Origin of the sequence: Reichenbachiella ulvae, assembly GCF_025833875.1 — a bacterium.
Lineage (GTDB): Bacteria > Bacteroidota > Bacteroidia > Cytophagales > Cyclobacteriaceae > Reichenbachiella > Reichenbachiella ulvae.
The window spans coordinates 3,575,454-3,602,317 of record NZ_JAOYOD010000001.1; the positions used below are offsets into that span (position 1 = coordinate 3,575,454).

Consider the following 26,864-nt stretch of genomic DNA (forward strand, 5'->3'; position numbering starts at 1 on the left):
GATCGGGCGTACCTCTCCCCTACCTATCTCTCGATAGTCGTTTTATTGATTAAAAAAAGTGATTAATTAATTCTCCAGCATCTTTAGTAGCGTCGTTAGCTTATTTTTTAAGCTACGACGGTCCACGATAAAATCGAGGAAGCCATGATCCTTCACGAATTCGGCGCTTTGGAATCCTTTTGGCAAATCTTTACCAATAGTCTCTCTGATCACACGAGGACCAGCAAAACCAATCAAAGAACCAGGCTCTGCGATATTGAAATCTCCTAACATCGCATAAGAAGCGGTAACACCACCCGTCGTTGGATCTGTCAACAATGAGATATAAGGAACTTTAGCCTCACTCAAGAGCGCCAATTTAGCAGAAGTCTTGGCCATCTGCATCAGGGAAAATCCAGCCTCCATCATTCGAGCACCTCCTGATTTTGAGATCATCAGGAATGGGATCTTGTTTTTCAAAGAGTGATCAATGGCTCTTGCGATTTTCTCACCTACGACAGACCCCATCGACCCGCCAATAAAGCTAAAATCCATACAGGCAATCACGATCGGCTTGCCATTCATCTTACCCACAGCACTTCTCAGCGCATCCTTCAATCCGGATTTTTTCTGAGTTGCGGCGATACGAGTAGGATAAGGTTTAGAATCTACGAACTTGAGCGGATCACCCGAACTCAATTCCTCGTCCAATTCCTCAAACTTGTTATTATCAAAAAGAATCTCGAAATACTCCTTGGAGCCGATTCTTACATGATAGTCGTCCTCAGGACTTACATAGCTATTGTTTCGAAGCTCACGCATGTGTACAATTTTGCCGCTCGGCGTTTTGTACCATAGTCCATCAGGTGCTTCTTTTTTTGCTTCTGTAGGGGTTTGAATCCCTTTATTTGTTCTCTTAAACCAAGCCATATTTCACGTTTCTTTCCCTGCCCGACCCTTTTGCGTCGGACGTTAAAGGTGTGCAAAGATAGGAATTCAATTGAAGATTAATATTTTGACCTCCTGTTTTTTAGCCTTCTTCTGGCACACCGTCTACATAGTTTTGGAGATAGGAAAATCGCTGTGTCAATTTACCGTTTTCCGTCATTTTTGCTCTGGCGATCACCTCTCCTTTGTCTTCCCTGAGCAAACAAGGCAAGACATTCGTTACCAGCTCATGACCAAAATCTTCCGAGGCATTTCTTGGCAATTCACAAGGCAAATTATCTACTGCCAGTACCGTGACATTGCCTTCATCGGAGAGTGGTGGAGCTGAAATCCCCTGTGTAGGGTCATAGTCGTAAATCGGATCGTCGATCGTCGAAGGCCTAAGTGTGGAAGGAATCGAGCCCTCAATATCACAGGTCACATCAGCGATCACTTTAATATTAAAATCTCTATGCGCCATCTGCTCTCTGGTAAAAAGAACAGGAGCATCTGGATGCCAGTAGGCGCAGGCAATCAGGATATCCGCATGCTGGGCATAACCGTGAAAATCAGATTCAAAATTTTCTGGGAAGTTGAAAAACTCCGCACGGTTGAATGTCTTGCCTTCTTTGTGTCTATTGTAGTCACGGTTGTTCAACTGACAAAAAACCGGCTCATCATACACCTGGCTTACAAACTGAGCTGGAGACACTCTGCGAATGCCTAGCCCATGCATGATTTCCATGGCACCTTTAGCCACACGTCCTCCTCCAGTAATGGCAATTTTGACTTTAGGTAATTTGATTTTAGTAAACTCTGTCTTCAGATCCTCCAGATCAAAGCACTCGTGCGCTCTACGAATATCGTATAGTCTGTATCGTTTGCCATAGGTCCATAGTGCATTGTATGCACCCACCAAACCTGCATAACGACCAAAGGCTATGATTCGCTGCCCTTCCGTATTCGTTAGCGTCTCATAGTCGATCAAAGTGATCTTCTTTTCCAAGATAGCCAACAACAAATCACGATTATAAGCCTGCTTCTTGATGGTATGAGAGAAGAAAAAATACGTTTTATTGGGTATTAGCTGATCGATTGGCACCTCTTTGACACCAACCAGGATATCACAGTCCTCCACATTTTCAGTTAGATGAATTCCCTCTCTCGTATAATCAGAATCATCGAAGCATCTGATATCACTTTTGTGACAAACTATCTCCACGTCAGGGTAACTGCCTTGAATTTGTTTGGCTTGAGTAGGTGTAATGGGTACTCGTCTGTCGATGGGGATTTTTCCCTCTTTTAGTATTCCAATTTTGGGCATGTGTTTCAAGTTTTAGGGCGGTAAATATCGGAATTAAAGCATAGCAGACCAGAAACAAACAACAAAGTTTTTTGAATTAGCAAATTATCAGAATCAAAAGCAGAATAGTGATTTCAATCCTATATTTACCTCTAATATATAGCGAGCAACCACCATCTGAATGAATATAGAAATTATATATATGAGCGTTTTGGCTGTGGCCATCTTCATATACTACTATCGTCAACACCAAAAGGAAAAAAGCCCTAAAAAGACCGAATCAAAAGCCAGAATCAACGAAGATGGAGAACATTTCCTTGAAGCATTAGCCGACCATGATTATTTCCGGTGGACTAAGGAGAAAACGCTGGATCTACTATGTGACGAGATCAAGAGAAATTACGAACAATATGGGGAAATAAGCACTATCGAGACGAATGATCGGCCCGCTTGCTTCCGGCTTTACCCTGCAGATGAAGAAGACTTATTTGAGGAAGGAGGATTCCAATACATTCTTCCGATAATAGGCGGAGCTTTCAAAAAGAGAAAACTGAAATGGGAAATTCGGGATTTTCATGAAAATTATCAGAACAATATCGCCAACCAATGGCTTGTCCTCAATGAAAGAAAATACATCATCTATGATCAACTAGATGGGAAGTCTGCCCAATGGAACTTAGCATCTGAAAAATTGCTCATGATTCTCAATAGGGAATTGGCGCTCCAAAATTCCGAAGAGCGTGTCTACTCTATTCGTGGAGGCAACGATCATCAGATTATCTTTCTCAATAGAGCACAATTTGATTTTCTAAGGGCAAGCAATTTAAGAGAGGAAGACAAACCCAGAACCAACTAATAATTATGAAAAAGAAAATTTATATCGCATCGCCTTTTGGTTTTTCAGAAGCAGGACGGGATTACATGTATGGGACAGTACTGCCCATTGTATTAGAACAAGGTTTTGAAATTCTCGATCCATGGAAACTCACGCCAGCACACCTAATCCAGGAGGTAAACAGCATGCCCTACGGGATCGAAAAGAAAAACAAATGGAAAGAGCTAAATCAAGTCATCGCCAGTCATAATACAGAAGCGCTCCGAGCCTGCGATGGCTTATTTGCCATATTGGACGGAGTGGATGTAGACAGTGGTACCGCTTCAGAAATTGGTTTTGTTGCAGCTTTGGGCAAACCCGTTGTAGGCTACAGAGGTGATTTTCGACTATCTGCTGACAATGAAGGCTCTACTGTCAACCTACAGGTGCAGTACTTTATCGAAATGCATGGGGGACATTTGATCACTGAATTGTCAGGTTTGGGTGAATCACTCAATACCGTCTTCGGCACCTAAAGCCTCCAATTCAGAGCGTGACAATTGCAAAGACTCCATCAATTTGAAAGGTGAGGGGGTCACCAGGACCATGACCAGGAGAACAAAAAACAAAGCCGTGAAATTGGCATAGGTGTTGGATACAAAGGCACCGACAATAGCAAACAAGGCGGTCCCCTCAAGTACGGCCATTCTGATAATGTGAGCGGTTTGATAAGCTGCGATTTTCGCTGATAGCTCACTTTCTTTATCTACTCTTTCCTTCAGCCCTGTGCTAAACAAAAAGTAAGAGCCAGGTATCAACATTACAGCAAAACTGATGGGTAGGAATGATAAAATGTTCTCGGTATCGATGAGCTGAGATTGATCAGACGAAGTGATCATCGCAATGGCAAAAATTGAAAAGAAAATTGGGCCGCTCATCAAGCCCCAGTGCAAGATTTTCAGCACCTTAAGTGCCTTTGCTGGTTGGTAAGTTTCCATGTTCGATTGATTAGTTGCCGTTAAAATACTCATGCCATATGGAAACCACAAATTCATCTACAAAAAAGCTCATAAACAAGGGGTTAAAAGTTAACTCAATAATAGCCTTGAGTTTCAGAAAAAAGATCAAACCTATAACTCGTACAAGTGTAGGACAACCCTAAAACGCAAAATCGAGCACACGACAATTCGAAACAATTAGTTCATTAATCCCCTTTCAATCAATCAAATAGCGGATTTAGGTTTCTGGATAAAGGAAAAATCATTATATTATCTAACCAACTTTATCTCGAATATAAAACATCTTATACTCCAACGTCGGCTGTAAATGAAACCAACAAATCCTAACCCTGCTTCTGTTCTTAACAACTTTGCCGAGTCTCTGAGTCAGCGTGAACTCAGTATTTTAATGGACATCAGCACACATATTGCCACAACTCTTGACTATAGAGAAGTCCTTCAAATCATAAGTGACGGTATCTCTGAGCTACTCAAAACAGATACTGCTACCATTTACAGTCTGCAAGAAGATCAAAGCATCTATTTAGAGGTAGCTACTCCCACTATGAGTACTGATTTTCAGGAAACCTTTCGCTATGCAAAAGTACCAGAACACCCACATATTCAGCAGGCGCTGAAGACCCGATCACCTATAATCATTGAAGATACCAGCAATGAACCCCTATCACCTCAAGAAAAAAAGGTGCTTGAGCTCAGTGACGTCAAAAGCCTGCTATTTCTCCCGCTTGTTTTAGAAAATGAGTTGTTTGGAATTTTAATAATGGGTGCTCAAACTGAGATCAGAAAATTCACCCCACACGAAATCAGAGTAGGTGAGATGGTCGCAAACCACCTTTCAGGCGCCATTCAAAAAACCATTCTACATCAAAACCTAAAAACATACAAAGACACCTTAGAGGACCAAGTCAAAAAAAGAACCCAGGAGCTAGAAAAGGCCAACATGAAGCTGGTAAATAAAAACCAGCTGGCTGCCATGCAAAGAGATGAACTCGAAGTAGCTCTGGAGCAATTGAAAGTAGCGCAAACTCGTATGGTACAAACAGAAAAAATGGTATCACTCGGAACCCTAACCGCAGGAGTTGCTCACGAAATCAAAAACCCGCTCAACTTTATTCATGGGAGTTACTTGGGTCTGATGCGATTCTTCAAAGAAGCAAATATCGAAGACAAGGACGCCTGGAAGATGCTGGACTCTATCAAATTAGGCATTGAACGCTCTACTGCCATCGTTTCTGTGCTCAACGATTTTAGTCGCAACCAGAAAGCACCATTCAAAAATTGCAACATCCATCAGATCATTGACAATTGTCTACTCATGCTCAACAGGCAATTCGATCGCAAGGGAATTACACTGGAGAAAATTTATTCACCACAGTCGATGGAAACCTTAGCCAATGCCAACAAACTGCATCAGCTTTTTATCAACATCCTGCTCAATGCCTGTCAATCCATCCCGAAAGAAGGAATCGTAAAAATAGAAACCCAAACTGAAAAAGATTGGCTCAAGATCAACATCTCTGATACAGGAGTAGGAATTAAAAAAGAAAACCTACAGCAGATTATCGAACCCTTTTTTACTACCAAAGATCCTGGTCAGGGCACTGGTCTGGGACTATCAATATCTTACTCCATCATAGAGGATCACAAAGGTGAAATGGAATTTGATTCTGAGGAGAACAAAGGCACTACCGTCAGAATCAAACTGCCTGTCACAAAAAAGAATCAACTGCTCTAAAACAGCGAAATTAATAAATGGTCTCAACACCCCAGACTTGAGATATTGAGACCACTAATTTTATTGCTCACCCGGAACTGGAAATCCCCGGTCTCTCATCAATGCTTCAATTTTTGCCTCTCTACCTCGGAAAAGTCTGTAAGCCTCAGCAGGGTCGATCGAATTTCTCGGTGCGAACAAATATTTTACTAACTTATCCGCTAGTGCCTCGTCGTAGAATCCACCCGGCGCTTCAGCAAAAGCCTCCGCAGCATCTGATGTCAATACATCGGCCCACATATAACCATAGTAAGCTGTAGCATAACCTTCACTAGAAAACACATGCCCAAAATGAGGCGTACGATGACGCATCGGGAGTTCCTCGGGCATTTTCAATTCCTCAAGTGTCTTTCTTTCAAACTCATCTATGTCTATGTCTGACGGATCTGCCAAATGTAATTTCATATCCATAAGAGCTGAGGCCAAATATTCGGTCGTCTCAAAGCCCTGGTTGAAAGTAGCTGCTTTCTTTATTTTTTCAACCAGCTCTGCAGGCATCGGTTCACCCGTCTCCTGGTGCACCAAAAAATTGTTGATCACATCGTTCGTGGGCAACCAGCGCTCCAATAGCTGTGACTGAAATTCAGTATAATCTCGCACACCACTATTGAGTGTAGGGTATTTGACATTTGCTGAAAAGAAATGCAAAGCATGTCCAAACTCATGAAAAAAGGTAGAAGCATCATCCCATGATACCAACAAGGGATCTCCAGGTGCAGGCTTAACAAAATTGGAGTTATTAGAAGCAAGCACATTGGTTTCGCCATCAAAAGAGGAGTAGCTACGATAAGTGGTAGCCCAGGCACCCGAACGTTTCCCCTCTCTGGCATAGGGATCCAGATACCAAAGCCCAATATGCTCTCCACTATCCTTATCACTTACTTCCCACACTTTTACATCCTCATGAAAAACAGGCACGCTTCCCTCAGGCACTGGAGCAAAAGAATAATTAAACAAACGACCAGCTACATAGTGCATAGTTCCCATGATATAACCCAATGGCGTATGAAGTATAAACCAAAGGATTTATATCATGGAAGATTTAAGCACTTACAATTTATTCATTGGCTTGGACGTACACAAGCGCAGCTGGTCGGTTAGCATCTTTGCTGGCCATATTCACCATCGAACTTTCACCCAGCCACCTGAACCAATCGCACTCAAATCCTACCTCGACAAGCATTTCCCTACTGCCAAAGTGATCTGTGCCTATGAGGCCTGCAAGATTGGGTTTTGGATCTGTAGAGATTTGGAGAGTTATGGCTATCGCTGTTTGGTAGTCAATGCAGCAGACATCCCCACCACTCACAAGGAAACCACCGAAAAAACCGACCCAATTGATAGTCGAAAGATAGCCAAAGCTCTTAGAGCTGGATTACTTCGGGGCATTCATGTTCCCAGTATCGAAGTAGAAGGTCATAGGCAACTGTTTCGTTACCGCAAGAAATTGTGGGCAGAGTTGGTCAGGATCAAAAACCGCATCAAAGACAAATTATTATTTGCGGGGATCCCCATACCTACAGAGTTTGATAATGCCTATTGGAGCAAAGCCTTCTTGGTTTGGATCTCGCAAGTTCAGTTTGAATCCAAAAACACAAAACTGACTGTCAACTTCTTGCTGGAGCATTATCATTTTACATATCGTCATTTGCTTAAAGTGGCGATACAGGTCAGAAAAATCCAACGATTAGCTAAGTACAAGCAACAGGCAAAATTACTCAGAGGCATCCCTGGGATCGGCCCATTGACCACTGTACAACTACTCATAGAACTGGAGAGCATAGATCGTTTTCCCAGCTTCAAACACTTCAATAGCTTTATTGGTCTCAAACCAACCAGTCATTCCAGTGGAGAAAGAGACGTGAAAGGCTACATGACTAACCGCCGGCACAAAGCCCTGCGTAGTGCATTGATCGAATGTGCCTGGAGTTGTGTGCAGAAAGATCCCGCTATGTTGATGAGATACGAGGAACTAACCAAGTCGCATACCAAGAAAAGATCAATAGTAATTATAGCCAGGAAACTGGTCTCAAGGATATATCATGTACTCAAAACAGGAGAAGAATATGAGATAGGATTAGTAAAATAGTAAAAAGACCAAAGACTTAAAATCAGCCCCTAACGACAGTTGAGCACCCTGACCTCTTAACACTCGCTGTGTCCCGAACACTATCTTAGTATGGGGCGGGGTGCCATTTTTAAACATCTGACGGGAAACTGTGGACTTTAACGGTACCACTAATGGAAGCATGGGTTGTTTTTGAATCTCGGTCAAAGTTAATAGGCAGCTAAAAGTAAGTAAAGGAGTGGGAGCTACATCAGAGCCCACACAGGAGAATTATGGCCATCCTTGACTTACTTTCATCCACCTATTGGATCAAAGATTCGATTCCAAAACGGCCAAAAGAAACATTATGAAGAAGTTTAACTAAATTTATGCTGCAGAGGGTTATTCATGGAAGCTTCTGTTAGCTTGTCCAACTGCAAATATTGTTTGACCTCATCCGAATCCAGGTCGTACTTTTCTTTTCTAACCTTCTCGGCATAGTATCGATAATCCCAGGGTTCAATGGTAATATCGTCTCCATTTTTGTCGGCGATGGCTTGCATATCAGCTACCTCTTCTTCTACTCTGGCAATAGCAGCTGGCCATACCGCCTCCATCAAAGCCATGGCATTTTCAGGCGTTTTGGCCATTCGATCCTGTAGTCTCCATTCCGCATAATTAGAGTAGCCCAGCAGTTTTACCCGCTCTCTTCTCAACCTGAGTATCTCGGCAATCAATGAATTGTTATCATATTCATCCCCATTGTCGCCTCTAGAATAATAATTAGTCCAAACCAGTTTACGAAGGGCTCTTTCGGTGGAGTAGGTCAAAAAAGGATCCATCGAAGATCGGGTATTGATTACCGCATATTTCCCCTCCTGTCCTTTGTCCGCAGCTATTTTAGCAGCTGAACTAATGTAGCCTTCTGGCAAACCACCCAACTGGTCTTCTGTCAGATAAGTCACATAATTCTCCTCATCATGCAAAACGTTATTAGAAAACTGGGTATATAAACTAGAAAGCGATTTGTTGATCTCAGCATAGCGCTGCTTTTTGGCACTGTCTAGTTCTGCTCCATTCATCGCAAATCTCCTGTAGGTCAATTCTACCACTCGTTGCTCTGCAGCTGGAAGAGGTTTCTCCAAAGAAGCTTCATACACCTCTTTGATACGCTGAAACAAGGCATCGTTCTGAGTGATTTTTGATCTAAACTCAGAAATAATGGGAGCAAGTTCCTTTCGCACCTCTCTGAATTCAGGCGTGGACATATTACTACTGAATATCCCATAATATTCATAAGCTCTATCCAGTTCAGCTCCAGCACGCTCCAGTTCAGCAATGGTGTTTTCAAAATTAGGCGCTTCTGGATTGGAAGCTATCGCCTCAACATCTGCCAACTCCAGACCCATGCCTCGCAACATAGCTGGTTTCACATCTTCTACCTTCATCTTATCAAAGGCAGGAACGCCACCATAAGGACCTGTCCATTCTTCTAGGAGCAAATTATCTATGGAGGTCTCTTCTTTTTCTTGTTTGCAACCAAACACGGCCAGCAATGTCATCAAGATGAAGAATAATTGTTTCGTTTTAGGATTAATGTTTCTCATATGAATTTCTATTTAGCTAATCGAAAGACTTTCAAAGTCAGCCTAAAAGTATAATTGCAATAGAGAATAGTAAAGAGAAATGCTGTGAGCGGTTAGTCCCCCAAAACATCAGGTTTAGATGGTGTATGGAAGGGAATATGGGTATATAAAAAAGGGCCTGACCTTTGAAAAATCAAACCCTTTCTTAATTAGTAATGTCCTTTTACTCTAAAAAATCCCCGAGTATCGAGCTGGCTTCTTTCTTAGCATTGCGACCATATGGGGCGATCGCCTGGATCAGCTTGCGGATAGGCATAGACTGCAACCAAACCTTGCCAGTACCTCTGATGGTAGCCAGAAATAATCCTTCCCCACCAAACACCATCGAACGAAGACCTCCCGCCGACTGAATATCAAAATCCAATGTAGATTCGAAAGCCACGACACAACCAGTATCTATTCTCAAAGTTTCGTTGTTGAGCTCGCGCTCGATTACTGTACCTCCAGCATGCACGAAAGCCATGCCATCGCCTTGCAGTTTTTGCAGGATAAAACCTTCTCCCCCGATCAAACCGGAACCTATTTTCTTATTCAGCATGATAGAAACTTTCGTCCCAAGTGCTGCACATAAGAAACCATCCTTCTGAACCACCAGCTCTTGATTGTGAGATTTTTGTAGATCGATTGGAATCACTGTACCAGGATAAGGTGCCGAAAACGCCACCTTTCTTTTTCTTGAACCCTGATTGGTAAAATGCGTCATGAAGAGCGACTCTCCCGTAAGCATGCGCGAACCAGCCGACATCAATTTGCCCAAAAAGCCCTGCTGTGGATCAGAGCCATCACCCATCTTCGTTTCAAAATTGATCCCGTCTTCCATATAAAGCATGGCACCTGCCTCTGCGATGACGGTTTCCGACGGATCCAATTCTACTTCTACGATTTGAATGCTTTCGCCTTTGATTTCATAGTCTATTTCGTGACTTCTCATGGTTTCTTAGGATAGATGAATAAAAATTAGAATTGACAAAAATAAAAATGGCCTCAAACCAACCATGATCAGATCTGTCACATCATTAGTAGGACAGAAATCTAAAAACTTACAACTCGATTCAAAAATCTTGGTAAGTTCGGTTGCCTTGAGGCCACTGCTATTATTTTTGATCGTCCCGATCCTTCAGCTTCTTATCCTCTACATTCTCGTTGAGAAAGTCGTTGAGCTTGTCTATGTCCATCGTGCTTTGGATCTCACCAAAGCTATTGATCTCCATCTTGAAGCCCTCTAGCTGCTTGTTTACTTTCGGTTCGTCTTTTTTCTTTTTCTTAGTCATTTTGGGAGCTCATCTCATCAAAGGTCTCACATGCCTTTTTTATACGGCTTGCTACCTCCTTTGTTCCGAGCACCTCCATGATCTTCATGAGATCCGGCCCACCTGCTTCACCCGTGACAGCCACACGTAAGATCTGCATGACCATACCTGCTTTCGCTTCATGCGCTTCTAGCACTGTTTCGAAAGCTGCCTGCACACCCTCTGCATCCAGGTCACCAGCGGTCTCCAAATGATCGGCAAAAGCAGGCAACACGACCTGAGCAGTTTCTTTCCACTTCTTGCGAACCACCTTGTCATCATAATCAGTAGGCGCCTCGAAAAAGAACTTGCCTCTCTCCAGCAACTGTGGGATAAAATCAATTCGCTCTCTCAATTGATCCGCAATGCGGAAAGCATCCGTTTCGCTGCAGTCGATCTCCTTGGCATGAGCCTGCTCCAGTAAAGCTGTACCCAAATCTTCAATCGGCATTTTGCGGATGTATTGCTGGTTGTACCAGATGGCCTTCTGAATGTCAAACTTAGCACCTGACTTAGTGATGCGCTCAATCGTGAATCTATCGATCAATTCCTTGAGTGAGAAAATCTCTTCCTCCGTGCCCGGGTTCCATCCCAGAAAAGCCAGGAAGTTCACGAAAGCCTCTGCCAGATAGCCTTCTTCTTTGAAGCCTTTCAGCTCGGCATCTTCTCCCTCTCCAGTCCAGGCCAATGGAAAAATCGGGAAACCATGCTTGGCTGCATCTCTTTTGCTCAGTTTGCCATTGCCATCAGGCTTCAGCAGCAAAGGCAAATGTGCAAATTCTGGAATTTCGTCTTCCCATCCCAGGTACTGATACAACAGCACGTGCAGTGGTGCAGAGGGCAACCACTCTTCCCCGCGGATGACGTGGGTGATCTTCATCAGGTGGTCATCTACCACATTGGCCAGGTGATAAGTAGGCATACCGTCAGACTTCATCAGCACCTTGTCGTCCATGGTAGAAGTGTGCACATTGACCCAGCCACGCACCATGTCCTTCAGACGAACGTCTTCTTTCGATGGCACTTTGATACGAATCACATAGGGCTCACCAGCATCTAGTTTGGCCTTGACCTCCTCTTCTGAGAGTGTCAAAGAGTTCTTCATGTTATTTCTGGTGATCGAATTGTAGTTGAGCGAATTGGCCTTCGCTGCTTTCAATTCTTCACGCATCTGATCCAGTTCTTCCGGCGTGTCAAAGGCATAATAGGCCTTTCCCTCGTCGAGCAACTGATCTACATATTGCTTGTAAAGTGTCTTTCTATCCGATTGTTTGTAAGGGCCATACTCTCCTCCCTGATCAGGACCTTCGTCTGGTATGATACCGCACCAGGCCAGAGAATCCTTGATATATTGCTCCGCTCCTGCCACGAATCGCGACTGATCCGTATCCTCTATCCTAAGCAAAAATTTACCTCCATGTTTTTTGGCAAACAGGTAATTGTACAAGGCCGTACGTACACCACCTATATGTAACACACCCGTCGGGCTAGGAGCAAATCTTACTCTTACTTCTTGACTCATTATCTCTTTGTTTCGGATTAAAAAAATACCGGATCAAATCCGGTAGCGCAAAAATCAATATTTCTGATTGAATATGGTAATAAGCTTAGATTCTTATTACCTATTTTCCGATAAGTATTAATTATATGATCGCAATGCAGGAGATTTCTACGTTCACTCCCTTGGGCAGAGCACTTACCTCCACGGTCTCACGTGCGGGCGGTTCCTGTTTGAAATATTCGCCATAGACCTCATTGATCCTGGCAAAATCTTCCATATTGGTCACGAAGATGCTGCACTTAAGTACATTGGCAAAGTCCCCACCTGCCTCTCTGAGTATCGCCAGTAGGTTCTTCATCACTTGGTGAGTTTCCTCCTCGATGCTACCCATCACCAGCTCTCCCGTGGCTGGGTCTAAAGGAATCTGACCCGATACATACAAGGTATGCTCTGCATAGGTTGCCTGACTATATGGGCCAATTGGGGCTGGTGCGTTGGTGGAGTTAATGATCTTTTTCATGGTCTATCTGATATTGATTTGGCAAAAACGTGAAGTTAAAAACGAAAAATCACAAAGCACCATTTGAGAGCCCTAGTTTTCCCTGGCTCTCCATTGTCTTTATATGTTGATCAGAATTAATACTGACGATAATCATATATTTTTATTTCGGACAAATTGATCCGAAATAAAAATCGTGCTTAACTTTGACAAAAACAAAGAAGGATGTTTTCTAAAGCCTGTGAATATGCCATCAAAATAATGATCCATCTCTGCTGTGTGCAGGAGGAGGAAAAACTGGCCGGATTGAGGGACATATCACAGGCGATAGGTTCACCTGAAGCATATACAGCTAAAATCCTACAGCAGCTCGTTCGTGCAGATTTATTAGAATCTCACAGAGGTCCTGCAGGGGGATTCAAGCTGAGCAAAAAACCCATCACCCTTTTGGAAGTGGTGAGCGCCATAGACGGAAAGGGGATTGTAACCAACTGCGTGTTGGGGCTGAAGGAATGCTCGTCGAGCCACCCCTGCCCAGTACATGATAAGTACAAAAGCGTACGTGACCAACTCAATCAAGTGCTGACCTATACCCAACTCAACGATTTGAAAGGAGGCATAATAGAAGGCAACCGATTTTTGAAACTATAAAAATTTAACTGAATTAAGGACTTTTTGATCCTTTTATCTTTAATAACTATTCAATTTTAAACATGGTCATTATGAAATACTTATCACTATTTCTCATAGGAGGGCTTTTTTTAACCGCATGTAGTGGTGGCGGCAAAAGTCAGGCTGAGCGTATCAGAGAAAAGACGCGCATAGCCGTAGCAGACCCTTACGAAAACTGGCAGGAATACAATGGAGTGGGTCCGGTAGAGGCGTTTACGCTTCCAGCGTCAGTAGATCAAGAGCTCGCTACTCATGGACAGGAAATTTTCGAGGCAAAATGCACAGCCTGTCACAAAACGAACAAAAAATTCATTGGTCCATCACCAAAGGACATTCTTTCCAGAAGGAATCCCGCCTGGGTGATGAACATGATCCTGGTGCCAGACAAAATGGTTCAGGAAGATCCAATTGCGAAAAAACTCATCATGGACTTCAATGGCTCACCTATGGCCAACCAAAACCTCAAGGAAGAGGAAGCCAGAGCAGTCCTGGAATATTTCAGAACCCTTTAATCTATCCGTCATGAAAATGAAACTCAATCAAATAGTGGCCGCAGCTGTGATAGTCACAGCTATGGCCTCCTGCTCTGCCCCTGCCGACCAGCAAAGCAGTGAGAAGCAAGAAGCTGCGCTGAGCCACCCCAAAGGTCAGGCCTCTGTCTCCGACGATGTGTCTGAACGCAACATACTGCAGGTAGCCGTGAGCTCTAAAGACCACAGTACGCTGGTAGCTGCAGTAGAAGCAGCACAGATCGAACACGTACTGGTCAATGCAGGCCCTCTCACCGTCTTCGCCCCTGTCAATGAAGCTTTTGAAGCCTTGCCAGAAGGAACGGTAGAAAACTTGCTAAAACCAGAAAACAAAGCCCAGTTGGCGAACATACTGACTCGGCATGCAGCACCTGGATCCTACGATCTGGAAGCGCTGAAAAAGGAATCGCGCAAGGGAAGAAAACTCTACATGGCCACAGGCGACTATCTGGAAGTAGTAGTCGATGGCGATCAGGTCTCAGTAGCTGGCGCCAAAATCCTAGCGACTATCCCTACTTCCAATGGCATAATTCAAGTGGTAGATCGAGTGATACTACCCAATTCATAACATAACTGATTCGAGATGAAAATTTTATCATATCTATCTAGCACACTACTTATTGGTGTTTTGGTTTTGGTTACATCCTGTAACCCATCCCAACAAAACGGAGGCGCACTCAGCAACAACATCGCCGAGCGAGTCTATGTAGCTCCTGGCGAGCATGACGAATTCTACGCATTTATTTCGGGGGGCTTTAGTGGCCAGCTATCAGTCTACGGACTGCCATCGGGTAGGCTTTTCAAGGTCATCCCGGTTTTTTCTCAAGATCCTGAAAAGGCTTATGGTTATAATGAGGAAACAAAACCCATGCTCAACACATCCTTCGGACCTGTGCCATGGGACGATGCTCACCACCCGGATCTATCGCAGACCAACGGTGAAATCGACGGACGCTGGTGCTTTATCAATGGCAACAATACGCCACGTATTGCCAGGGTTAACCTCTCAACTTTCGAAACTGACGAGATCATAGAATTACCCAACAGTGCCGGGAATCACAGTTCTTCTTTCGTGACCGAAAACACTGAGTATGTCGTAGCAGGCACTAGATTTTCCATCCCTGTTCCGCAAGAGGACGTATCTATTTCAGAATACAAAGGAAAATTCAAAGGCGCCATTTCCTTCATCAAAGTAGACGAAACTACCGGAAGAATGGATCTGGATTTTCAAGTGATGATGCCTGGCTTTAACTATGACTTGGCACACCCAGGTAGAGGCAAGTCTCACGGCTGGATGTTCTTCACTACCTACAATACTGAAGAAGCCAACACTTTATTGGAGGTAAATGCCTCGCAAAACGACAAGGATTTTATCGCAGCGATCAACTGGAAGAAAGCCCAGGAGCTGATAGAGCAAGGAGCATTCGAAACCATGCCCACATCATATGCCCACAACGTATATGACGAGGAGACTCAAATGGCCACCACTACCATGAAAAAAGAAGTGCGTGTGATCGATCCTACTCAACACCCCGGACTCGTATACTTACTACCCACCCCTAAATCACCACACGGCTGTGATGTAGATCCTACTGGAGAATATATCATCGGTAGCGGAAAGCTTTCTGCTTCGCTGACTGCACACTCCTTTACCAAAATGCTGGATGCCATCGAAAATGAAAAATTCGACGGAGATGCTTATGGTATTCCGATCCTCAACTATGACGATATCGTAGGGGGCGTAGTGCAGCAAGCAGGTTTAGGACCATTGCACACTGAGTTCGATGGCAAAGGAAATGGCTATACCACATTCTTCATCTCCTCAGAAGTAGTGAAATGGAAATTAGGAACGTGGGAAGTACTCGACAGACAGCCGACTTACTACTCGGTAGGTCACTTGATGATCCCAGGAGGTAACTCTAGAAAACCATTTGGCAAATACGCAGTGGCGATGAACAAAATCACCAAAGACCGCTACTTGCCGACAGGTCCAGAGCTGACCCAGTCCGCCCAGCTATATGATATCACAGGAGACAAAATGGAGCTATTGCTGGACTTCCCGACCATCGGAGAGCCCCACTACGCTGCAGGCTGCCCTGCCGATCTGATCAAACCGAGACAGAAAAAGATCTACAAACTGGAAGAGAATCACCACCCCCATGCAGTGAAAAACGAGAAAGATACCCGGGTGGAACGTGATGGAAAAGAAGTACACATCTACATGACCACCATTAGAAGCCACTTTGCCCCTGACAACATCGAGGGTGTCAAAGTCGGAGACAAAGTGTATTTCCACGTGACAAATCTGGAGCAGGACTATGACGTACCACACGGCATCTCTATGATTGGTGCCAATACCTCAGAGTTGCTCATCATGCCAGGACAGACAGAAACTTTCATATGGGAGCCTAAGCAAATAGGAGTATGGCCCTTCTACTGTACAGACTTTTGCTCAGCGCTACACCAGGAAATGCAGGGATATGTACGTGTCTCTGCCAAAGATGCCGATGTTCCATTGAGTTGGAGCCTAGATGGCGAATGATAGAAGGTAGCATGGTTGCCCGTGTGTTTGCGGGCAGCCATGTGATTTCAACCCTAAAAACGAAAGATTATGAAACGATCTAAGATATATATGCTGCTAGCGGCAGTATTACTTGGTGGATTGTTTGTATTGCCCCTTTGGAATATCACACTGGAGGCTCCACAATACCCCGACTCGATCGGAATGAACATCTACATCAACAAGTTTGTAGGAGCCAACGACAATGACATCAAGAACATTAATATCATGAACCACTATGTAGGTATGAAAGCCATACCTGAAGTGATTCCTGAGTTCAGCATTTTTCCTTATGCGATTGGGAGTTTGCTCGTGTTGGGATTGGTGTTTGCCTTTGTGGGGAAACGTAAACTCTACCTGCTCTGGTTCGTGCTGATGATGGCCTTTGCTACGGTAGCCATGTACGACTTTTACGCCTGGGAGTACGACTATGGACATGACCTCAACCAAAATGCCCCCATCAAATTTACCGACGATGAAGGCAACCCCATGTCCTACCAACCACCCCTGATTGGTGCCAAAACCATATTAAATTTCAGAGCCATCTCCATGCCCCGCATAGGTGCTTACCTGATGGCTGCCGGTATGGTGCTCAGCCTCATGGCCTTTGCTCAAGGGAAAAAGGAAATAAAACCCGCGACTGTTTTTTTTATACTCCCACTCCTGGGGCTGCTCGCCTCCTCTTGTGAGGTCAAACCAGAGCCCATACACTACAGTCAGGATGCATGTGACTTTTGCCGAATGACCATAGTGGATCAGCAGCATGCCGCCCAGCTGGTCACTATCAAGGGACGCAACTATAAGTATGACGCTATAGAATGCATGGTGCAGGACTATCTACAGTGGGATCGTCCTGATGTAAAATACTTTCTGGTCGCCGACTATGCATCGCCCGGTCAACTGACCGATGCACATCAAGCCAGCTACCTGATCAGCGAGGCAATACCCAGCCCGATGGGAGCCCATCTCACAGCATTTGCCACCGAAGACGACAGAACGGAAACACACGATTCTGTTGGTGGAAAATCGCTGGATTGGCCCCAGCTCATCCAGGAAATCAAAAACACGAATTAACGCTCACTACCATGAAAAAAATATACCTTCTACTCATCAGCCTCTTGGCTTTTACACTGGTAATGGCGCAAGAAATCAAAACCAATCACGACACTTGCAAGCATTGCAATATGCTGATCAAGGAGCAGTCGTTCGCTGCTGTAGCGATTCTCCCCGATGGAGAACAGCTCCAATTTGATGCGATTGAATGCCTGATCAACTACCTCAAACCAAAGAGGGAAGAAGACTACTCTCAGCTACTGGTAGCGGACTATTCCCAGTCGGGACAATGGATCGAGAGCCAAAATGCCACCTATCTGAAAAGCAAAGCGATACCCAGTCCAATGGGCGCCTATCTCTCGGCCTACCCGGATAGCAAAACGGCCAGCAGAGTCCACAAGGAAAAAGGAGGCAAAACCTATAGCTGGACTGAATTGAAGCAGCTTTTCGAGGGCAGCAACTTTGGAGCCATCCATCACCCAGAGCACAACCACGACCGATCGGATGCCTATGCATCCATAGGTATCATGGGAGATCACGTGCACCACCAGGGCGGCTGGATGCTAAGCCTCCGCTACATGAACATGGCCATGGATGGCAATCAATCGGGTGCTGATCCTATCAGCAACGACGACATCTACCAGCAATACATGGCTGCTCCCCAGCACATGCGCATGGAGATGTACATGCTGGGTATCATGTACGCACCTACCAACCGCCTCACGCTGGGCTTGATGCAATCCTTCGTCCTTCAAAGTATGGACATGAACATGCCACAACAGATGGAAATGGGAGGACAAACGCATCACACGACCATGGCCTACCAAACCCAAAGCAGAGGACTGGGCGACCTGAATATCTCTGCGCTCTACAGTGCGCTGAGCCATGAGAGAAATTCCTTTCATCTCAACCTGGGGCTAAACCTTCCTCAGGGCAGCATCCAACAAAACGACGACACACCGATGTCCAAGGAAATGAAACTGCCCTATGCCATGCAGCTCGGGTCAGGCACGATAGACATCAGTCTGGGCAGCACGTACAAAAGAACTTTCGAGAAGTCCAGCTGGGGCGTACAACCCCTCCTGCTCTTTCGCACAGGACAAAACAAGGAAGGCTACCGACTGGGTCACTTGTATCAAATCAACACCTGGTATGGCTATGGAGCGACACCCTGGTTGGCAGTGCTGGCACGTGCACAATTCGCACTGCAGCAAGGAATCCAAGGCCAGGACGAAGACTTGAATCCCATGATGGCACCTGCAGCCAACCCTATCAATTATGGCTATCAGCAGGTCATGACTTATATAGGCACCAACCTTTCTTTTCCCAAGTCTGATTTTTGGAAGAACGTAAAACTGGGTCTTGAGATCGGAATGCCTGTATACCGACACGTCGAAGGAATCCAAATGCAAGCCGGGTTATCAGGCCAGGCAGGCCTTCGCTATTTGCTATAATTCCTCAGCGTCATGAAACTAAGATTAATCATAGGGTTGTGTTTCTGGCTATTGTTATTAGATAGTCAGGCTTCTGAGCTGACCGTTTGCCAAGGGTGTACACTCAACAGCATTCGGTCAGCGGTAGAGGCAGCACAAGCGGGCGACACCATACGTGTACAGCCGGGGATATACGATTGCGAAAATCTCGCGATCACCAAACCCCTCATACTCCTGGGCGAACAAAGACCCACACTGGATGGGGGAGGAAAAAGCTATGTCCTAAAGCTCCTGGCTGACAGCATCCGCGTATCGGGATTTTCTATCATCAACTCCGGTAGGAGCTATACCAAAGACTATTCCGCTCTTTACGTCAGTGGCTCCAAAGGTTCTCAGATTACGGACAATCACATCAGTCAATCCTTTTTTGGTATCCTGGTAGAAAAATCCAGAGAGATAAAAATAGCAGAAAACAAAGTAGTGGGAACAGCCACCCGCGAAGATCAGTCGGGCAACGGCATCCATCTATGGCATTGCAAAAAGGCCAGCATCAGCCGCAACGAAGTACTGGGGATGCGCGATGGGGTCTATCTGGAATTTGTGGATAGCAGCAGTGTGGCAGACAACTACACCCACCACAATGTGCGCTATGGCTTGCACTTCATGTTTTCTAATCACGACGAGTACAGCCTCAACACCTTCGAAAGCAACGGCGCTGGAGTGGCAGTAATGTTTTCTAAATGGATCGTGATGCGAGAAAATCACTTCATCGAAAACTGGGGCACCGCCTCCTATGGGCTTTTGCTCAAAGAGATCTATGATGGAGAGGTGATCGGCAACCGATTCGAAGAAAACACCCTCGGGATCTTTATAGACGGGTCGTCTCGTATCAACTACCGCCTGAATACCTTCATACAAAATGGATGGGCCATCAAGGTCTCCGGCGGGTGCTATGCCAACCACTTCTCGAGCAACAACTTCCTCGGAAATTCCTTTGACATCTCCTACAACTCGAAGATGAACGACAACACATTCAACGGCAATTTCTGGAGCGAGTACAGCGGATATGATCTGGACCAAAATGGTCAGGGGGATGTCCCCTACAGACCTGTCAAGCTGTTTTCCTACGTGGTTAATAAAACACCTGAAACCATCGTACTACTCAGGAGCCTTTTTGTGGATCTGATCAACTTTTCAGAAAAAGTATCTCCTGCCTTCACACCAGACGATCTGGTGGATCATTCACCTTCTATGAACAAACACAAATGATAGCAGTAAAAAACATAAGCAAAGCCTTTGGGTCACTCCAGGTGCTGGATAAGATAAGTTTTGATTTAAAAAAAGGTGGGATCTTCGCTGTATTGGGACCCAATGGATCGGGGAAAACCACCTTTTTGAAGATCTTGCTAGGCATGGTGCTGCCAGACAGTGGAGAAATCTACTATCAGGACCAGCCCATCCTGCAATCGCACGCCTACCGTAAACACATCGGATACCTGCCGCAGATTGCGCGCTTTCCTGACAATCTCAAAGTCAGAGAAATCATCCATATGATCATGGACATCCGCGAGGAGCCAGCGCATCCCGAACCTCTGATCGAGCTCTTCAAGCTCGACAAGTTCATGGACAAAAAGCTGGGAGACCTATCGGGAGGTACCCGACAAAAGGTCAACATCGTGCTCACCTTTATGTTTGACACACCAGTGGTGGTGCTGGATGAGCCTACGGCAGGTCTGGACCCCGTATCGTTGATCAAGCTAAAGGACCTCTTGCATCAGGCCAAAAATCAAGGCAAAATGATACTGATTACTTCGCATATCATGAGCCTCGTAGAAGAACTGGCCGATGAAGTCATCTTCTTGCTAGAAGGCAAGATTTATTTTCAAGGGACGCTCTCTGACCTCCAGTCCAAAACGGAAACCAGAGATCTCGAACATTCAATTGCAGCCATATTAGAGCCATGATCAAGATATTAAAATACAGTTTCTCGGATTTGATCCGAAGCAGATGGAGCTACATCTATCTGGCGTTTTACCTCCTATTGGGGTTTGTACTATTGTTTCTAAACCATGACCTGTCCAAGGCCATCATCACCATGATGAATGTGATCGTGGTGCTGACACCTATGATCGGTACCATCTTTGGCGTCATGTACTTTTACAATTCTCGTGAGTTTACGGAGCTGCTGCTCGCACAGCCCGTTCAGCGTACCAAAGTGTTTTTTGGGCAGTATCTCGGTATCTCCCTCTCGCTATCACTCAGCTTGATCATCGGACTGGGGATTCCCTTTCTGGCCTATGGACTGTTTCGGTCCACGGAGATATTCAATTTCATTTTGCTCCTGATATCCGGCACATTTCTGACTTTCATATTCGTGGCACTGTCGATCAACATCGCCCTGGCCAATACCAACAAGATCAAAGGCTTTGGCTTTGCCATCCTGATGTGGCTGTTTTTTGCGGTGATATACGATGGACTGATCCTACTGTCGATGATGGTATTTGAGGATTACCCACTGGACAAATTTGCGCTGGTGGCCAGTTTTCTCAATCCGGTAGACCTGTCTCGGATCCTGATTATTCTCAAATTGGACATTTCCGCCTTGCTGGGTTATACCGGGGCTTTGTTTCAGCGTTTTTTTGGCACGGGTGCTGGCTTATTCTTCTCCTTTTCACTATTGTTGGTCTGGGTGCTTTTGCCAGTTGCGCTGTTGATAAAAGTAGCCCGAAGAAAGGATTTTTAGTCTCGGATAAAAATGGATCTAGCAATCAAATCGACAGGGATTCGGCTCAAGATAGCCATGGCCAATTTTCTGGTCGTAGCACTACTAGGCTGTATGCTCAGGTATTTTCTCTACCGACCCTTTGCCGGATTCGACTATGGTTTTGTCCTGCATGCCCACTCGCACATGGCTTTTTTGGGCTGGGTCTTCATGGCACTCTTTGCCTTTATTCTTTCGGCCTTTGCTAGCGATGAAAACAAACCCGTCTATGTGCGTCTTTTTTGGATCCTACAGGGGGCCAACCTGGGTATGCTCTTCACTTTCCCTTTTATGGGCTATGCCCTTTGGTCGATTGTGTTTTCGTCCATACATGCTGTGACAGCTATGTTTTTCGCCATCATTTTCATCAAAGAGATGCGAAAAGGAGAGAAGAAAACAGCCCAGCTATTTGTCCAATGGGCGCTGATCCTGATGATCCTGTCCAACCTGGCACCATTCGCACTGGGGCCCGTATCGGCTACCCAGGGGAAGGGCGACCTGTACTACCTGCTCATCTATTTCTACCTGCACTTTCAGTACAACGGCTGGTTCACTTTTGCTCTGATCGGGTTACTGCTGCGCCACCTGGAGCAGCGTGGGGTAGACACCCAGCACCGATGGGCCAGACTGGGATTCAAACTAAAACTGATTGCCATATTCCCGGCCTTTGTGCTCTCCGCCCTATGGACCACACCGGCTATGCCTTGGTACATGCTGGCTGCACTGGCGGCTATGCTGCAACTGGTCGGGCTTTTATTCCTCCTGGCTTTTGTGATCAAGGAGGCCCGACAGCCGATTATGGAAATGGCTAAAAGCCTTCGCTATCTTTTATTGGCGGGAGCTCTGGCCCTGCTGGTTCAGCATGTGCTGCAGGCACTGTCTGCCATCCCCGCTCTGGTCGAACTGGCCTTTGCCAGAAACATAGTCATAGCCTATTTGCATATGGTATTGATTGGCTTTGTCACCTTGTTCTTGTTTTTCAACCTGCACTTGCAGGGATATTTGCGCCCGAGTAGATCGACCCATTTAGGACTCCTTTTGTTTTTTGGGAGCTTCCTACTCAGCGAAGTGATCCTGCTGGCACAGCCCTACATCAGGGCGTCTGCCTGGTACCTCTTCTTACTGGCTCTGTCTCAGCTATTGGCGCTTTTGATTCTTTTTACTCAGATGAAAACCCAACATCAACCAACATGAAAAAGAGTTTCCTCCTCCCCATCATGATCCTGGTGGTCGCCTCCCTACTCTCTGGTATTTTTAGCGGATGGTATCGCCTGGGCTTTGCCCTGCCTGTAGATCAAATATTCTTACACCATGGAGCCATCATGACAGGCAGTTTTTTGGGCACGCTGATCCTGATGGAACGCATCGTCACCCTCCAGCGCAAATGGCTCTTTGCCTTCCCGCTGGTCAATGTGAGCAGCCTGCTGTTTTACTACATGGGCTGGCATCAGGCTGCATTTCTCTGTTTGATCCTTGGCGCGCTGGGACTGTTCTATGTCTTTCATCTGATCCATCAAAAATCGCCCAACCTCCCACACAAAATCATGTGGGTAGGAGCCGCTGCATGGCTGCTGGGCAATACGAATTTGCTACTCATGGGCGCCTATGCCCATTCGATCCTGTGGTGGATGGCTTTTTTGCTCCTGACGATTGCCGGCGAACGACTAGAGCTGGCGCAGTTTTTACCCGTGAGCAAGGGCAAACGAGCCATTCTGCTCGTGCTATTGGGGACTTTTGTTGTCGCCTGCATGCTGCCATATCATTTGGGAGGCAACTATGTGGCAGGTGTGGCTTTACTGCTGATCAGCCTATGGCTCATGCGCTACGACATGATCCGCCAGTCTATCAAAAAGCCCGGTATTCATCGCTACAGCGCAGTTAGTCTGCTGCTAGGCTATGTGTGGCTGGGCCTATCAGGGCTCAGCTATGGGCTAGATGCCAGTGGTACGATCAACTACGATGTGCTTATTCATAGCTTTTATCTGGGCTTTGTCTTCTCTATGATTTTTGCACACGCGCCCTTTGTTTTACCCGGGATCTTAAAACTCAGCTACAAACCCTATCACCCCATCCTCTATCTCTGGATTTCTGTTTTTCATGCTTCGCTCCTGATCCGGCTGCTCGGCTCCATGCTATCCATCCCCGCATGGAAACAATGGGGTGGCCTGGCCAATGGCCTGTGCATTCTGCTTTTCATGATCCAGGTGGTGACTCTGCTATTGATTAAAAGAAAAAGAGCAATAAATCAGGAGAAGCAATCGATGGGTTGATACAGGCTGCTTATGGCACCCCGTTCACCGTTCTCTCAAGTCTTCTGAGGTGTGACTTGATAGGTTAAAATGAAACAAATATCTCCTTATACGGCTTTTCTGGTAGAAACATGCGGCAGCAGCATTCCCAAATTTGCAGATTGCCCAAACATCCATGCGGCCGCAATCGCCAACTTGCAGAAAGCAGAAAAATGCGTTTTTCTCCATTCCCGAACTTGCAGAAGGCTCAAAAATTGATTTTTCTCGATTCTGCAACTTGCGGAAGCTCCAAAAATTGGTTTTTCTGCATTCCCTAGTTTGCAGAATGCCCAAACATGGGCGTTTCTACCTTTTGGACATCTTCCGAAGTTCCAAACATCCATGTTTCTAGCTTTTTTAAATTAAAACCCCTTTCTTTCAAGCCTTCCGAAAGACATAGAAAACAACCGTCACCCGACAAAGTAGATAAGGACACGAGTCTTGATCTATGATGAGGCCTACGCACCGGTGGGCGTGAGTCTGGTGCTCTGGTGGCGGGGTAATAGGAAGCTGCAGTGATATTTCTCCTCACTATCGCACGATCGAAAGGGGAAACGTAAATGACTAAATCAGCCTCCCAAACTTGCTTGTGTCAGCAACCCTTTCAGCAGCAAAGTTTATATTTAAGACTTCAATCAAACAACGAAGCATGAAGACTACAAAACACTTACTATTTGTATTTCTATCTATACTATGTTCCCAATCAGCCATAGGTCAAGACCTACTGACCCATGCATATGGCAGGGACACCTACAGCCTCAACGGCGAATGGCAGTATATCGTAGACCCCTACGAAACGGGCTTCTACGACTACCGCTTCAAAGAGAAACATGAAAAAGACCCTGGGGCCTATTGGAACCCCGGCATACCTAAAGACAAATCATCTCTGATCGAACATAGCTATAGCGACAAAAACACGCTGAATGTACCCGGCGACTGGAACTCGCAGGATCGCCTATTCCTCTACTATGAGGGTACTGTGTGGTACAAAAAGTCCTTTGATTATCAAAAGAAAAAAGAATCCAACAGATTGTTCCTTTACTTCGGGGCGGTCAACTATCAGGCAGAGGTCTATCTGAACGGCAAGAAGCTCGGCTCGCACAAAGGGGGCTTTACACCCTTCCAATTTGAAATCAGTAGCGAAATCCTGAAGGAGAAAGACAACTTTGTAGTAGTCAAAGTGGACAACAAAAGACACAAAGATGAGGTGCCAACAGTCAACACCGACTGGTGGAACTACGGCGGGATCACACGCGATGTGATGCTGGTGGAGACACCGGCCGTTTTCGTAGAAGACTACTTCATAGATCTGGATGCACCTACCGCCACGTTAAAATCCAAAACCAAGAAGGCCAAAGCCAAAGGCTGGGTCAAACTGAATGGCGCCAAAGCAGGTGAAACCGTAACCGTCGAGATCCCTGAGCTGAAAGTCAAGCAAAGCATAAAATATACGGGAGAAGCCACAGCGTTTAGCCTGGACCTACCCAAAGTAGAGCTTTGGTCTGATGTAAACCCAAAGAGGTACGAGGTGGTGATCTCAGCTGCCAATGATCAATTGAGCGACCTGATCGGGTTCCGTCAGATCGAGGTGTCTGGCAAAGATATTTTGTTGAATGGTAAGCCGATATTCTTAAGAGGCATCTGTATGCACGAGGAAATAGCCACAGAGGTACGCAGGGCCAACTCAGAAGCGGATGCGCTAAAACTACTAGGATGGGCCAAGGAGCTCAACTGCAACTTTGTAAGGCTCGCCCACTACCCACACAACGAGCACATCGTAAGAGCGGCTGACTCTTTAGGCATCTTGCTTTGGTCCGAAATCCCGGTGTACTGGACCATTGATTTTGGCAATCCCGAGGTACTGAAAAAAGCGAAAACCCAGCTCGAAGAAATGATCACCCGCGATCGCAACAGACCGAGTATCATCATCTGGTCGGTAGGTAACGAAACGCCCGTGTCAGAAACCCGAACTGAATTCATGAAGGAGCTCGTGATGCGTACCAGGGAGCTAGACGATAGCCGACTGGTATCTGCCGCGCTAGAGGTTCACTACAACAAAGACAAAAACACCATCGACGATCCTTTGGGCGCGTACACAGACATCGTATCTGTCAATGAATACCTGGGCTGGTACATTGGATTGCCCTCCTACTGCGAGACAGCCGAATGGGAAACCATCTATGACAAGCCATTGGTATTTAGCGAAACAGGTGCGGGGGCGAAAGGCGGCTTTCATGCAGACTCCCTGACACGCTGGAGCGAGGAGTATCAGGAATGGCTCTACGAAGAGCAAGTAAAAATGATGAAACGCATGCCAGACAACTACACGGGCTTGATGCCATGGATACTGGTAGACTTCAGGTCTCCCAAGAGAAACAATCCAGTCTACCAGGAAGGCTGGAACCGAAAAGGCTTGATCGACAATGAAGGCAACAAGAAAAAGGCCTTCTATGTTCTACAAAAGTACTACAAGGAGATAGAGGAAAAGACTAGATAATTCCTCAAGCACTTAATTAGAAAGGCACAGCGATTGATTGTTGTGCCTTTTTTATTGAAGCCTACGAATAGTCCTCGTTTAACGAAGTGCAACGAGGATGATGGTGTTCAGCGTTTGCAACACGATAAGGTCTTAAGAACTAAAACCTCCCGAAATGGTTTTTTGGCAAGACGATATTCCTAAAACTGCCAAATGCGTTTATCTAGATTTTCACAAAAGAAAAAGCCTCAAATATGGATTTTTTGGTTTGTGTAAAAAAAGTTTGTGCAATT

Annotated in this window: 26 protein-coding genes; 16 read left to right on the plus strand and 10 right to left on the minus strand. The window is 45.6% G+C overall.

Annotated elements, in window-relative coordinates; translation table 11 throughout:
• Positions 1-66 precede the first annotated feature (66 nt).
• Complete coding sequence (gene accD, locus N7U62_RS14350) at positions 67-909, minus strand: acetyl-CoA carboxylase, carboxyltransferase subunit beta (protein WP_264138678.1); 843 nt, start codon at positions 907-909, stop codon at positions 67-69.
• Between the two features lie 100 nt (positions 910-1,009).
• Positions 1,010-2,230 carry an NAD(P)-dependent oxidoreductase gene (locus tag N7U62_RS14355; RefSeq protein ID WP_264138679.1) on the minus strand — a complete coding sequence of 407 codons (1,221 nt, stop codon included), beginning with the start codon at positions 2,228-2,230 and terminating at the stop codon, positions 1,010-1,012.
• 160 nt (positions 2,231-2,390) lie between these two features.
• Here N7U62_RS14355 and N7U62_RS14360 point away from each other — a divergent pair, with 160 nt between their 5' ends.
• Positions 2,391-3,065, plus strand: coding sequence for a hypothetical protein (locus N7U62_RS14360; protein WP_264138680.1), 675 nt, complete (start codon positions 2,391-2,393; stop codon positions 3,063-3,065).
• Positions 3,066-3,070: 5 nt separating this feature from the next.
• Positions 3,071-3,559: a nucleoside 2-deoxyribosyltransferase gene (locus N7U62_RS14365; protein ID WP_264138681.1), complete on the plus strand. Its 489-nt coding sequence runs from the start codon at positions 3,071-3,073 to the stop codon at positions 3,557-3,559.
• Here N7U62_RS14365 and N7U62_RS14370 read toward each other — a convergent pair.
• Entirely contained in the window at positions 3,533-4,021 is a 489-nt protein-coding gene (locus N7U62_RS14370) for a hypothetical protein (RefSeq protein ID WP_264138682.1), read from the minus strand. The two genes, N7U62_RS14365 and N7U62_RS14370, sit on opposite strands and share 27 nt — an antisense overlap.
• 328 nt (positions 4,022-4,349) lie before the next feature.
• On the opposite strand from N7U62_RS14370, the gene N7U62_RS14375 reads away from it, so the two are divergent.
• Entirely contained in the window at positions 4,350-5,777 is a 1,428-nt protein-coding gene (locus N7U62_RS14375; RefSeq protein ID WP_264138683.1) for a GAF domain-containing sensor histidine kinase, read from the plus strand.
• 60 nt (positions 5,778-5,837) lie between these two features.
• Here N7U62_RS14375 and N7U62_RS14380 read toward each other — a convergent pair whose 3' ends face one another.
• Positions 5,838-6,803, minus strand: a complete 966-nt coding sequence (locus N7U62_RS14380; protein ID WP_264138684.1) for a M3 family metallopeptidase — start codon at positions 6,801-6,803, stop codon at positions 5,838-5,840.
• A gap of 46 nt (positions 6,804-6,849) precedes the next feature.
• Here N7U62_RS14380 and N7U62_RS14385 point away from each other — a divergent pair, with 46 nt between their 5' ends.
• Positions 6,850-7,905, plus strand: coding sequence for an IS110 family RNA-guided transposase (locus tag N7U62_RS14385; protein ID WP_264136247.1), 1,056 nt, complete (start codon positions 6,850-6,852; stop codon positions 7,903-7,905).
• A gap of 335 nt (positions 7,906-8,240) precedes the next feature.
• On the opposite strand, the gene N7U62_RS14390 is transcribed toward N7U62_RS14385, so the two are convergent.
• The 5 genes from N7U62_RS14390 to N7U62_RS14410 form a co-directional block, all read right to left on the minus strand.
• Positions 8,241-9,470 (minus strand): M3 family metallopeptidase, encoded by a 1,230-nt coding sequence (locus N7U62_RS14390; protein WP_264138685.1) that lies wholly within the window; start codon positions 9,468-9,470, stop codon positions 8,241-8,243.
• A 202-nt stretch (positions 9,471-9,672) separates the two neighbouring features.
• Positions 9,673-10,440, minus strand: a complete 768-nt coding sequence (locus N7U62_RS14395; protein ID WP_264138686.1) for a TIGR00266 family protein — start codon at positions 10,438-10,440, stop codon at positions 9,673-9,675.
• Positions 10,441-10,603: 163 nt separating this feature from the next.
• Positions 10,604-10,780: a hypothetical protein gene (locus N7U62_RS14400; RefSeq protein ID WP_264138687.1), complete on the minus strand. Its 177-nt coding sequence runs from the start codon at positions 10,778-10,780 to the stop codon at positions 10,604-10,606.
• Positions 10,773-12,320, minus strand: a complete 1,548-nt coding sequence (gltX, locus tag N7U62_RS14405) for a glutamate--tRNA ligase (protein ID WP_264138688.1) — start codon at positions 12,318-12,320, stop codon at positions 10,773-10,775. Before gltX ends, N7U62_RS14400 begins: the two co-directional genes overlap by 8 nt.
• 121 nt (positions 12,321-12,441) lie before the next feature.
• On the minus strand, positions 12,442-12,819 hold the full coding sequence (locus tag N7U62_RS14410; RefSeq protein WP_264138689.1) for a RidA family protein: 378 nt from the start codon (positions 12,817-12,819) through the stop codon (positions 12,442-12,444).
• A gap of 204 nt (positions 12,820-13,023) precedes the next feature.
• On the opposite strand from N7U62_RS14410, the gene N7U62_RS14415 reads away from it, so the two are divergent.
• From N7U62_RS14415 to N7U62_RS14465, 11 genes are all read left to right on the plus strand, one after another.
• Positions 13,024-13,449 carry an RrF2 family transcriptional regulator gene (locus tag N7U62_RS14415; RefSeq protein ID WP_264138690.1) on the plus strand — a complete coding sequence of 142 codons (426 nt, stop codon included), beginning with the start codon at positions 13,024-13,026 and terminating at the stop codon, positions 13,447-13,449.
• A 71-nt stretch (positions 13,450-13,520) separates the two neighbouring features.
• Positions 13,521-13,982, plus strand: coding sequence for a c-type cytochrome (locus N7U62_RS14420; RefSeq protein ID WP_264138691.1), 462 nt, complete (start codon positions 13,521-13,523; stop codon positions 13,980-13,982).
• Positions 13,983-13,992: 10 nt separating this feature from the next.
• The gene (locus tag N7U62_RS14425) at positions 13,993-14,568 is read left to right on the plus strand and encodes a fasciclin domain-containing protein (RefSeq protein ID WP_264138692.1); all 576 of its coding nucleotides are present in this window, start codon (positions 13,993-13,995) and stop codon (positions 14,566-14,568) included.
• Positions 14,569-14,583: 15 nt separating this feature from the next.
• Positions 14,584-16,542, plus strand: coding sequence for a Sec-dependent nitrous-oxide reductase (gene nosZ, locus N7U62_RS14430; RefSeq protein ID WP_264138693.1), 1,959 nt, complete (start codon positions 14,584-14,586; stop codon positions 16,540-16,542).
• Positions 16,543-16,611: 69 nt separating this feature from the next.
• Complete coding sequence (locus tag N7U62_RS14435; protein ID WP_264138694.1) at positions 16,612-17,634, plus strand: nitrous oxide reductase accessory protein NosL; 1,023 nt, start codon at positions 16,612-16,614, stop codon at positions 17,632-17,634.
• A gap of 11 nt (positions 17,635-17,645) precedes the next feature.
• Positions 17,646-19,067: a nitrous oxide reductase accessory protein NosL gene (locus N7U62_RS14440; RefSeq protein ID WP_264138695.1), complete on the plus strand. Its 1,422-nt coding sequence runs from the start codon at positions 17,646-17,648 to the stop codon at positions 19,065-19,067.
• A 12-nt stretch (positions 19,068-19,079) separates the two neighbouring features.
• Positions 19,080-20,315, plus strand: a complete 1,236-nt coding sequence (locus N7U62_RS14445) for a nitrous oxide reductase family maturation protein NosD (RefSeq protein ID WP_264138696.1) — start codon at positions 19,080-19,082, stop codon at positions 20,313-20,315.
• Positions 20,312-21,010: an ABC transporter ATP-binding protein gene (locus N7U62_RS14450; RefSeq protein ID WP_264138697.1), complete on the plus strand. Its 699-nt coding sequence runs from the start codon at positions 20,312-20,314 to the stop codon at positions 21,008-21,010. The genes N7U62_RS14445 and N7U62_RS14450 overlap by 4 nt, the downstream gene beginning before the upstream one ends.
• On the plus strand, positions 21,007-21,789 hold the full coding sequence (locus N7U62_RS14455; RefSeq protein ID WP_264138698.1) for an ABC transporter permease: 783 nt from the start codon (positions 21,007-21,009) through the stop codon (positions 21,787-21,789). Before N7U62_RS14450 ends, N7U62_RS14455 begins: the two co-directional genes overlap by 4 nt.
• A gap of 12 nt (positions 21,790-21,801) precedes the next feature.
• Positions 21,802-23,001: a hypothetical protein gene (locus tag N7U62_RS14460; RefSeq protein WP_264138699.1), complete on the plus strand. Its 1,200-nt coding sequence runs from the start codon at positions 21,802-21,804 to the stop codon at positions 22,999-23,001.
• Positions 22,998-24,077 carry a DUF8744 domain-containing protein gene (locus tag N7U62_RS14465; protein WP_264138700.1) on the plus strand — a complete coding sequence of 360 codons (1,080 nt, stop codon included), beginning with the start codon at positions 22,998-23,000 and terminating at the stop codon, positions 24,075-24,077. Before N7U62_RS14460 ends, N7U62_RS14465 begins: the two co-directional genes overlap by 4 nt.
• A gap of 86 nt (positions 24,078-24,163) precedes the next feature.
• Here the strand turns inward: N7U62_RS14465 and N7U62_RS14470 are convergent, their stop codons facing one another.
• The gene (locus N7U62_RS14470) at positions 24,164-24,439 is read right to left on the minus strand and encodes a hypothetical protein (RefSeq protein WP_264138701.1); all 276 of its coding nucleotides are present in this window, start codon (positions 24,437-24,439) and stop codon (positions 24,164-24,166) included.
• 305 nt (positions 24,440-24,744) lie between these two features.
• Between N7U62_RS14470 and N7U62_RS14475 the strand changes: the two genes are divergently transcribed.
• Positions 24,745-26,592, plus strand: a complete 1,848-nt coding sequence (locus tag N7U62_RS14475; RefSeq protein WP_264138702.1) for a glycoside hydrolase family 2 protein — start codon at positions 24,745-24,747, stop codon at positions 26,590-26,592.
• Positions 26,593-26,864 lie beyond the last annotated feature (272 nt).

Bases quoted from the DNA above. Each gene is read 5' to 3' on its own strand.
- accD (WP_264138678.1), bottom strand. From the start codon at position 909: ATGGCTTGGTTTAAGAGAACAAATAAAGGGATTCAAACCCCTACAGAA.
- N7U62_RS14355 (WP_264138679.1), bottom strand. From the start codon at position 2,230: ATGCCCAAAATTGGAATACTAAAAGAGGGAAAAATCCCCATCGACAGA.
- N7U62_RS14360 (WP_264138680.1), top strand. From the start codon at position 2,391: ATGAATATAGAAATTATATATATGAGCGTTTTGGCTGTGGCCATCTTC.
- N7U62_RS14365 (WP_264138681.1), top strand. From the start codon at position 3,071: ATGAAAAAGAAAATTTATATCGCATCGCCTTTTGGTTTTTCAGAAGCA.
- N7U62_RS14370 (WP_264138682.1), bottom strand. From the start codon at position 4,021: ATGGAAACTTACCAACCAGCAAAGGCACTTAAGGTGCTGAAAATCTTG.
- N7U62_RS14375 (WP_264138683.1), top strand. From the start codon at position 4,350: ATGAAACCAACAAATCCTAACCCTGCTTCTGTTCTTAACAACTTTGCC.
- N7U62_RS14380 (WP_264138684.1), bottom strand. From the start codon at position 6,803: ATGGGAACTATGCACTATGTAGCTGGTCGTTTGTTTAATTATTCTTTT.
- N7U62_RS14385 (WP_264136247.1), top strand. From the start codon at position 6,850: ATGGAAGATTTAAGCACTTACAATTTATTCATTGGCTTGGACGTACAC.
- N7U62_RS14390 (WP_264138685.1), bottom strand. From the start codon at position 9,470: ATGAGAAACATTAATCCTAAAACGAAACAATTATTCTTCATCTTGATG.
- N7U62_RS14395 (WP_264138686.1), bottom strand. From the start codon at position 10,440: ATGAGAAGTCACGAAATAGACTATGAAATCAAAGGCGAAAGCATTCAA.
- N7U62_RS14400 (WP_264138687.1), bottom strand. From the start codon at position 10,780: ATGACTAAGAAAAAGAAAAAAGACGAACCGAAAGTAAACAAGCAGCTA.
- gltX (WP_264138688.1), bottom strand. From the start codon at position 12,320: ATGAGTCAAGAAGTAAGAGTAAGATTTGCTCCTAGCCCGACGGGTGTG.
- N7U62_RS14410 (WP_264138689.1), bottom strand. From the start codon at position 12,819: ATGAAAAAGATCATTAACTCCACCAACGCACCAGCCCCAATTGGCCCA.
- N7U62_RS14415 (WP_264138690.1), top strand. From the start codon at position 13,024: ATGTTTTCTAAAGCCTGTGAATATGCCATCAAAATAATGATCCATCTC.
- N7U62_RS14420 (WP_264138691.1), top strand. From the start codon at position 13,521: ATGAAATACTTATCACTATTTCTCATAGGAGGGCTTTTTTTAACCGCA.
- N7U62_RS14425 (WP_264138692.1), top strand. From the start codon at position 13,993: ATGAAAATGAAACTCAATCAAATAGTGGCCGCAGCTGTGATAGTCACA.
- nosZ (WP_264138693.1), top strand. From the start codon at position 14,584: ATGAAAATTTTATCATATCTATCTAGCACACTACTTATTGGTGTTTTG.
- N7U62_RS14435 (WP_264138694.1), top strand. From the start codon at position 16,612: ATGAAACGATCTAAGATATATATGCTGCTAGCGGCAGTATTACTTGGT.
- N7U62_RS14440 (WP_264138695.1), top strand. From the start codon at position 17,646: ATGAAAAAAATATACCTTCTACTCATCAGCCTCTTGGCTTTTACACTG.
- N7U62_RS14445 (WP_264138696.1), top strand. From the start codon at position 19,080: ATGAAACTAAGATTAATCATAGGGTTGTGTTTCTGGCTATTGTTATTA.
- N7U62_RS14450 (WP_264138697.1), top strand. From the start codon at position 20,312: ATGATAGCAGTAAAAAACATAAGCAAAGCCTTTGGGTCACTCCAGGTG.
- N7U62_RS14455 (WP_264138698.1), top strand. From the start codon at position 21,007: ATGATCAAGATATTAAAATACAGTTTCTCGGATTTGATCCGAAGCAGA.
- N7U62_RS14460 (WP_264138699.1), top strand. From the start codon at position 21,802: ATGGATCTAGCAATCAAATCGACAGGGATTCGGCTCAAGATAGCCATG.
- N7U62_RS14465 (WP_264138700.1), top strand. From the start codon at position 22,998: ATGAAAAAGAGTTTCCTCCTCCCCATCATGATCCTGGTGGTCGCCTCC.
- N7U62_RS14470 (WP_264138701.1), bottom strand. From the start codon at position 24,439: ATGGATGTTTGGAACTTCGGAAGATGTCCAAAAGGTAGAAACGCCCAT.
- N7U62_RS14475 (WP_264138702.1), top strand. From the start codon at position 24,745: ATGAAGACTACAAAACACTTACTATTTGTATTTCTATCTATACTATGT.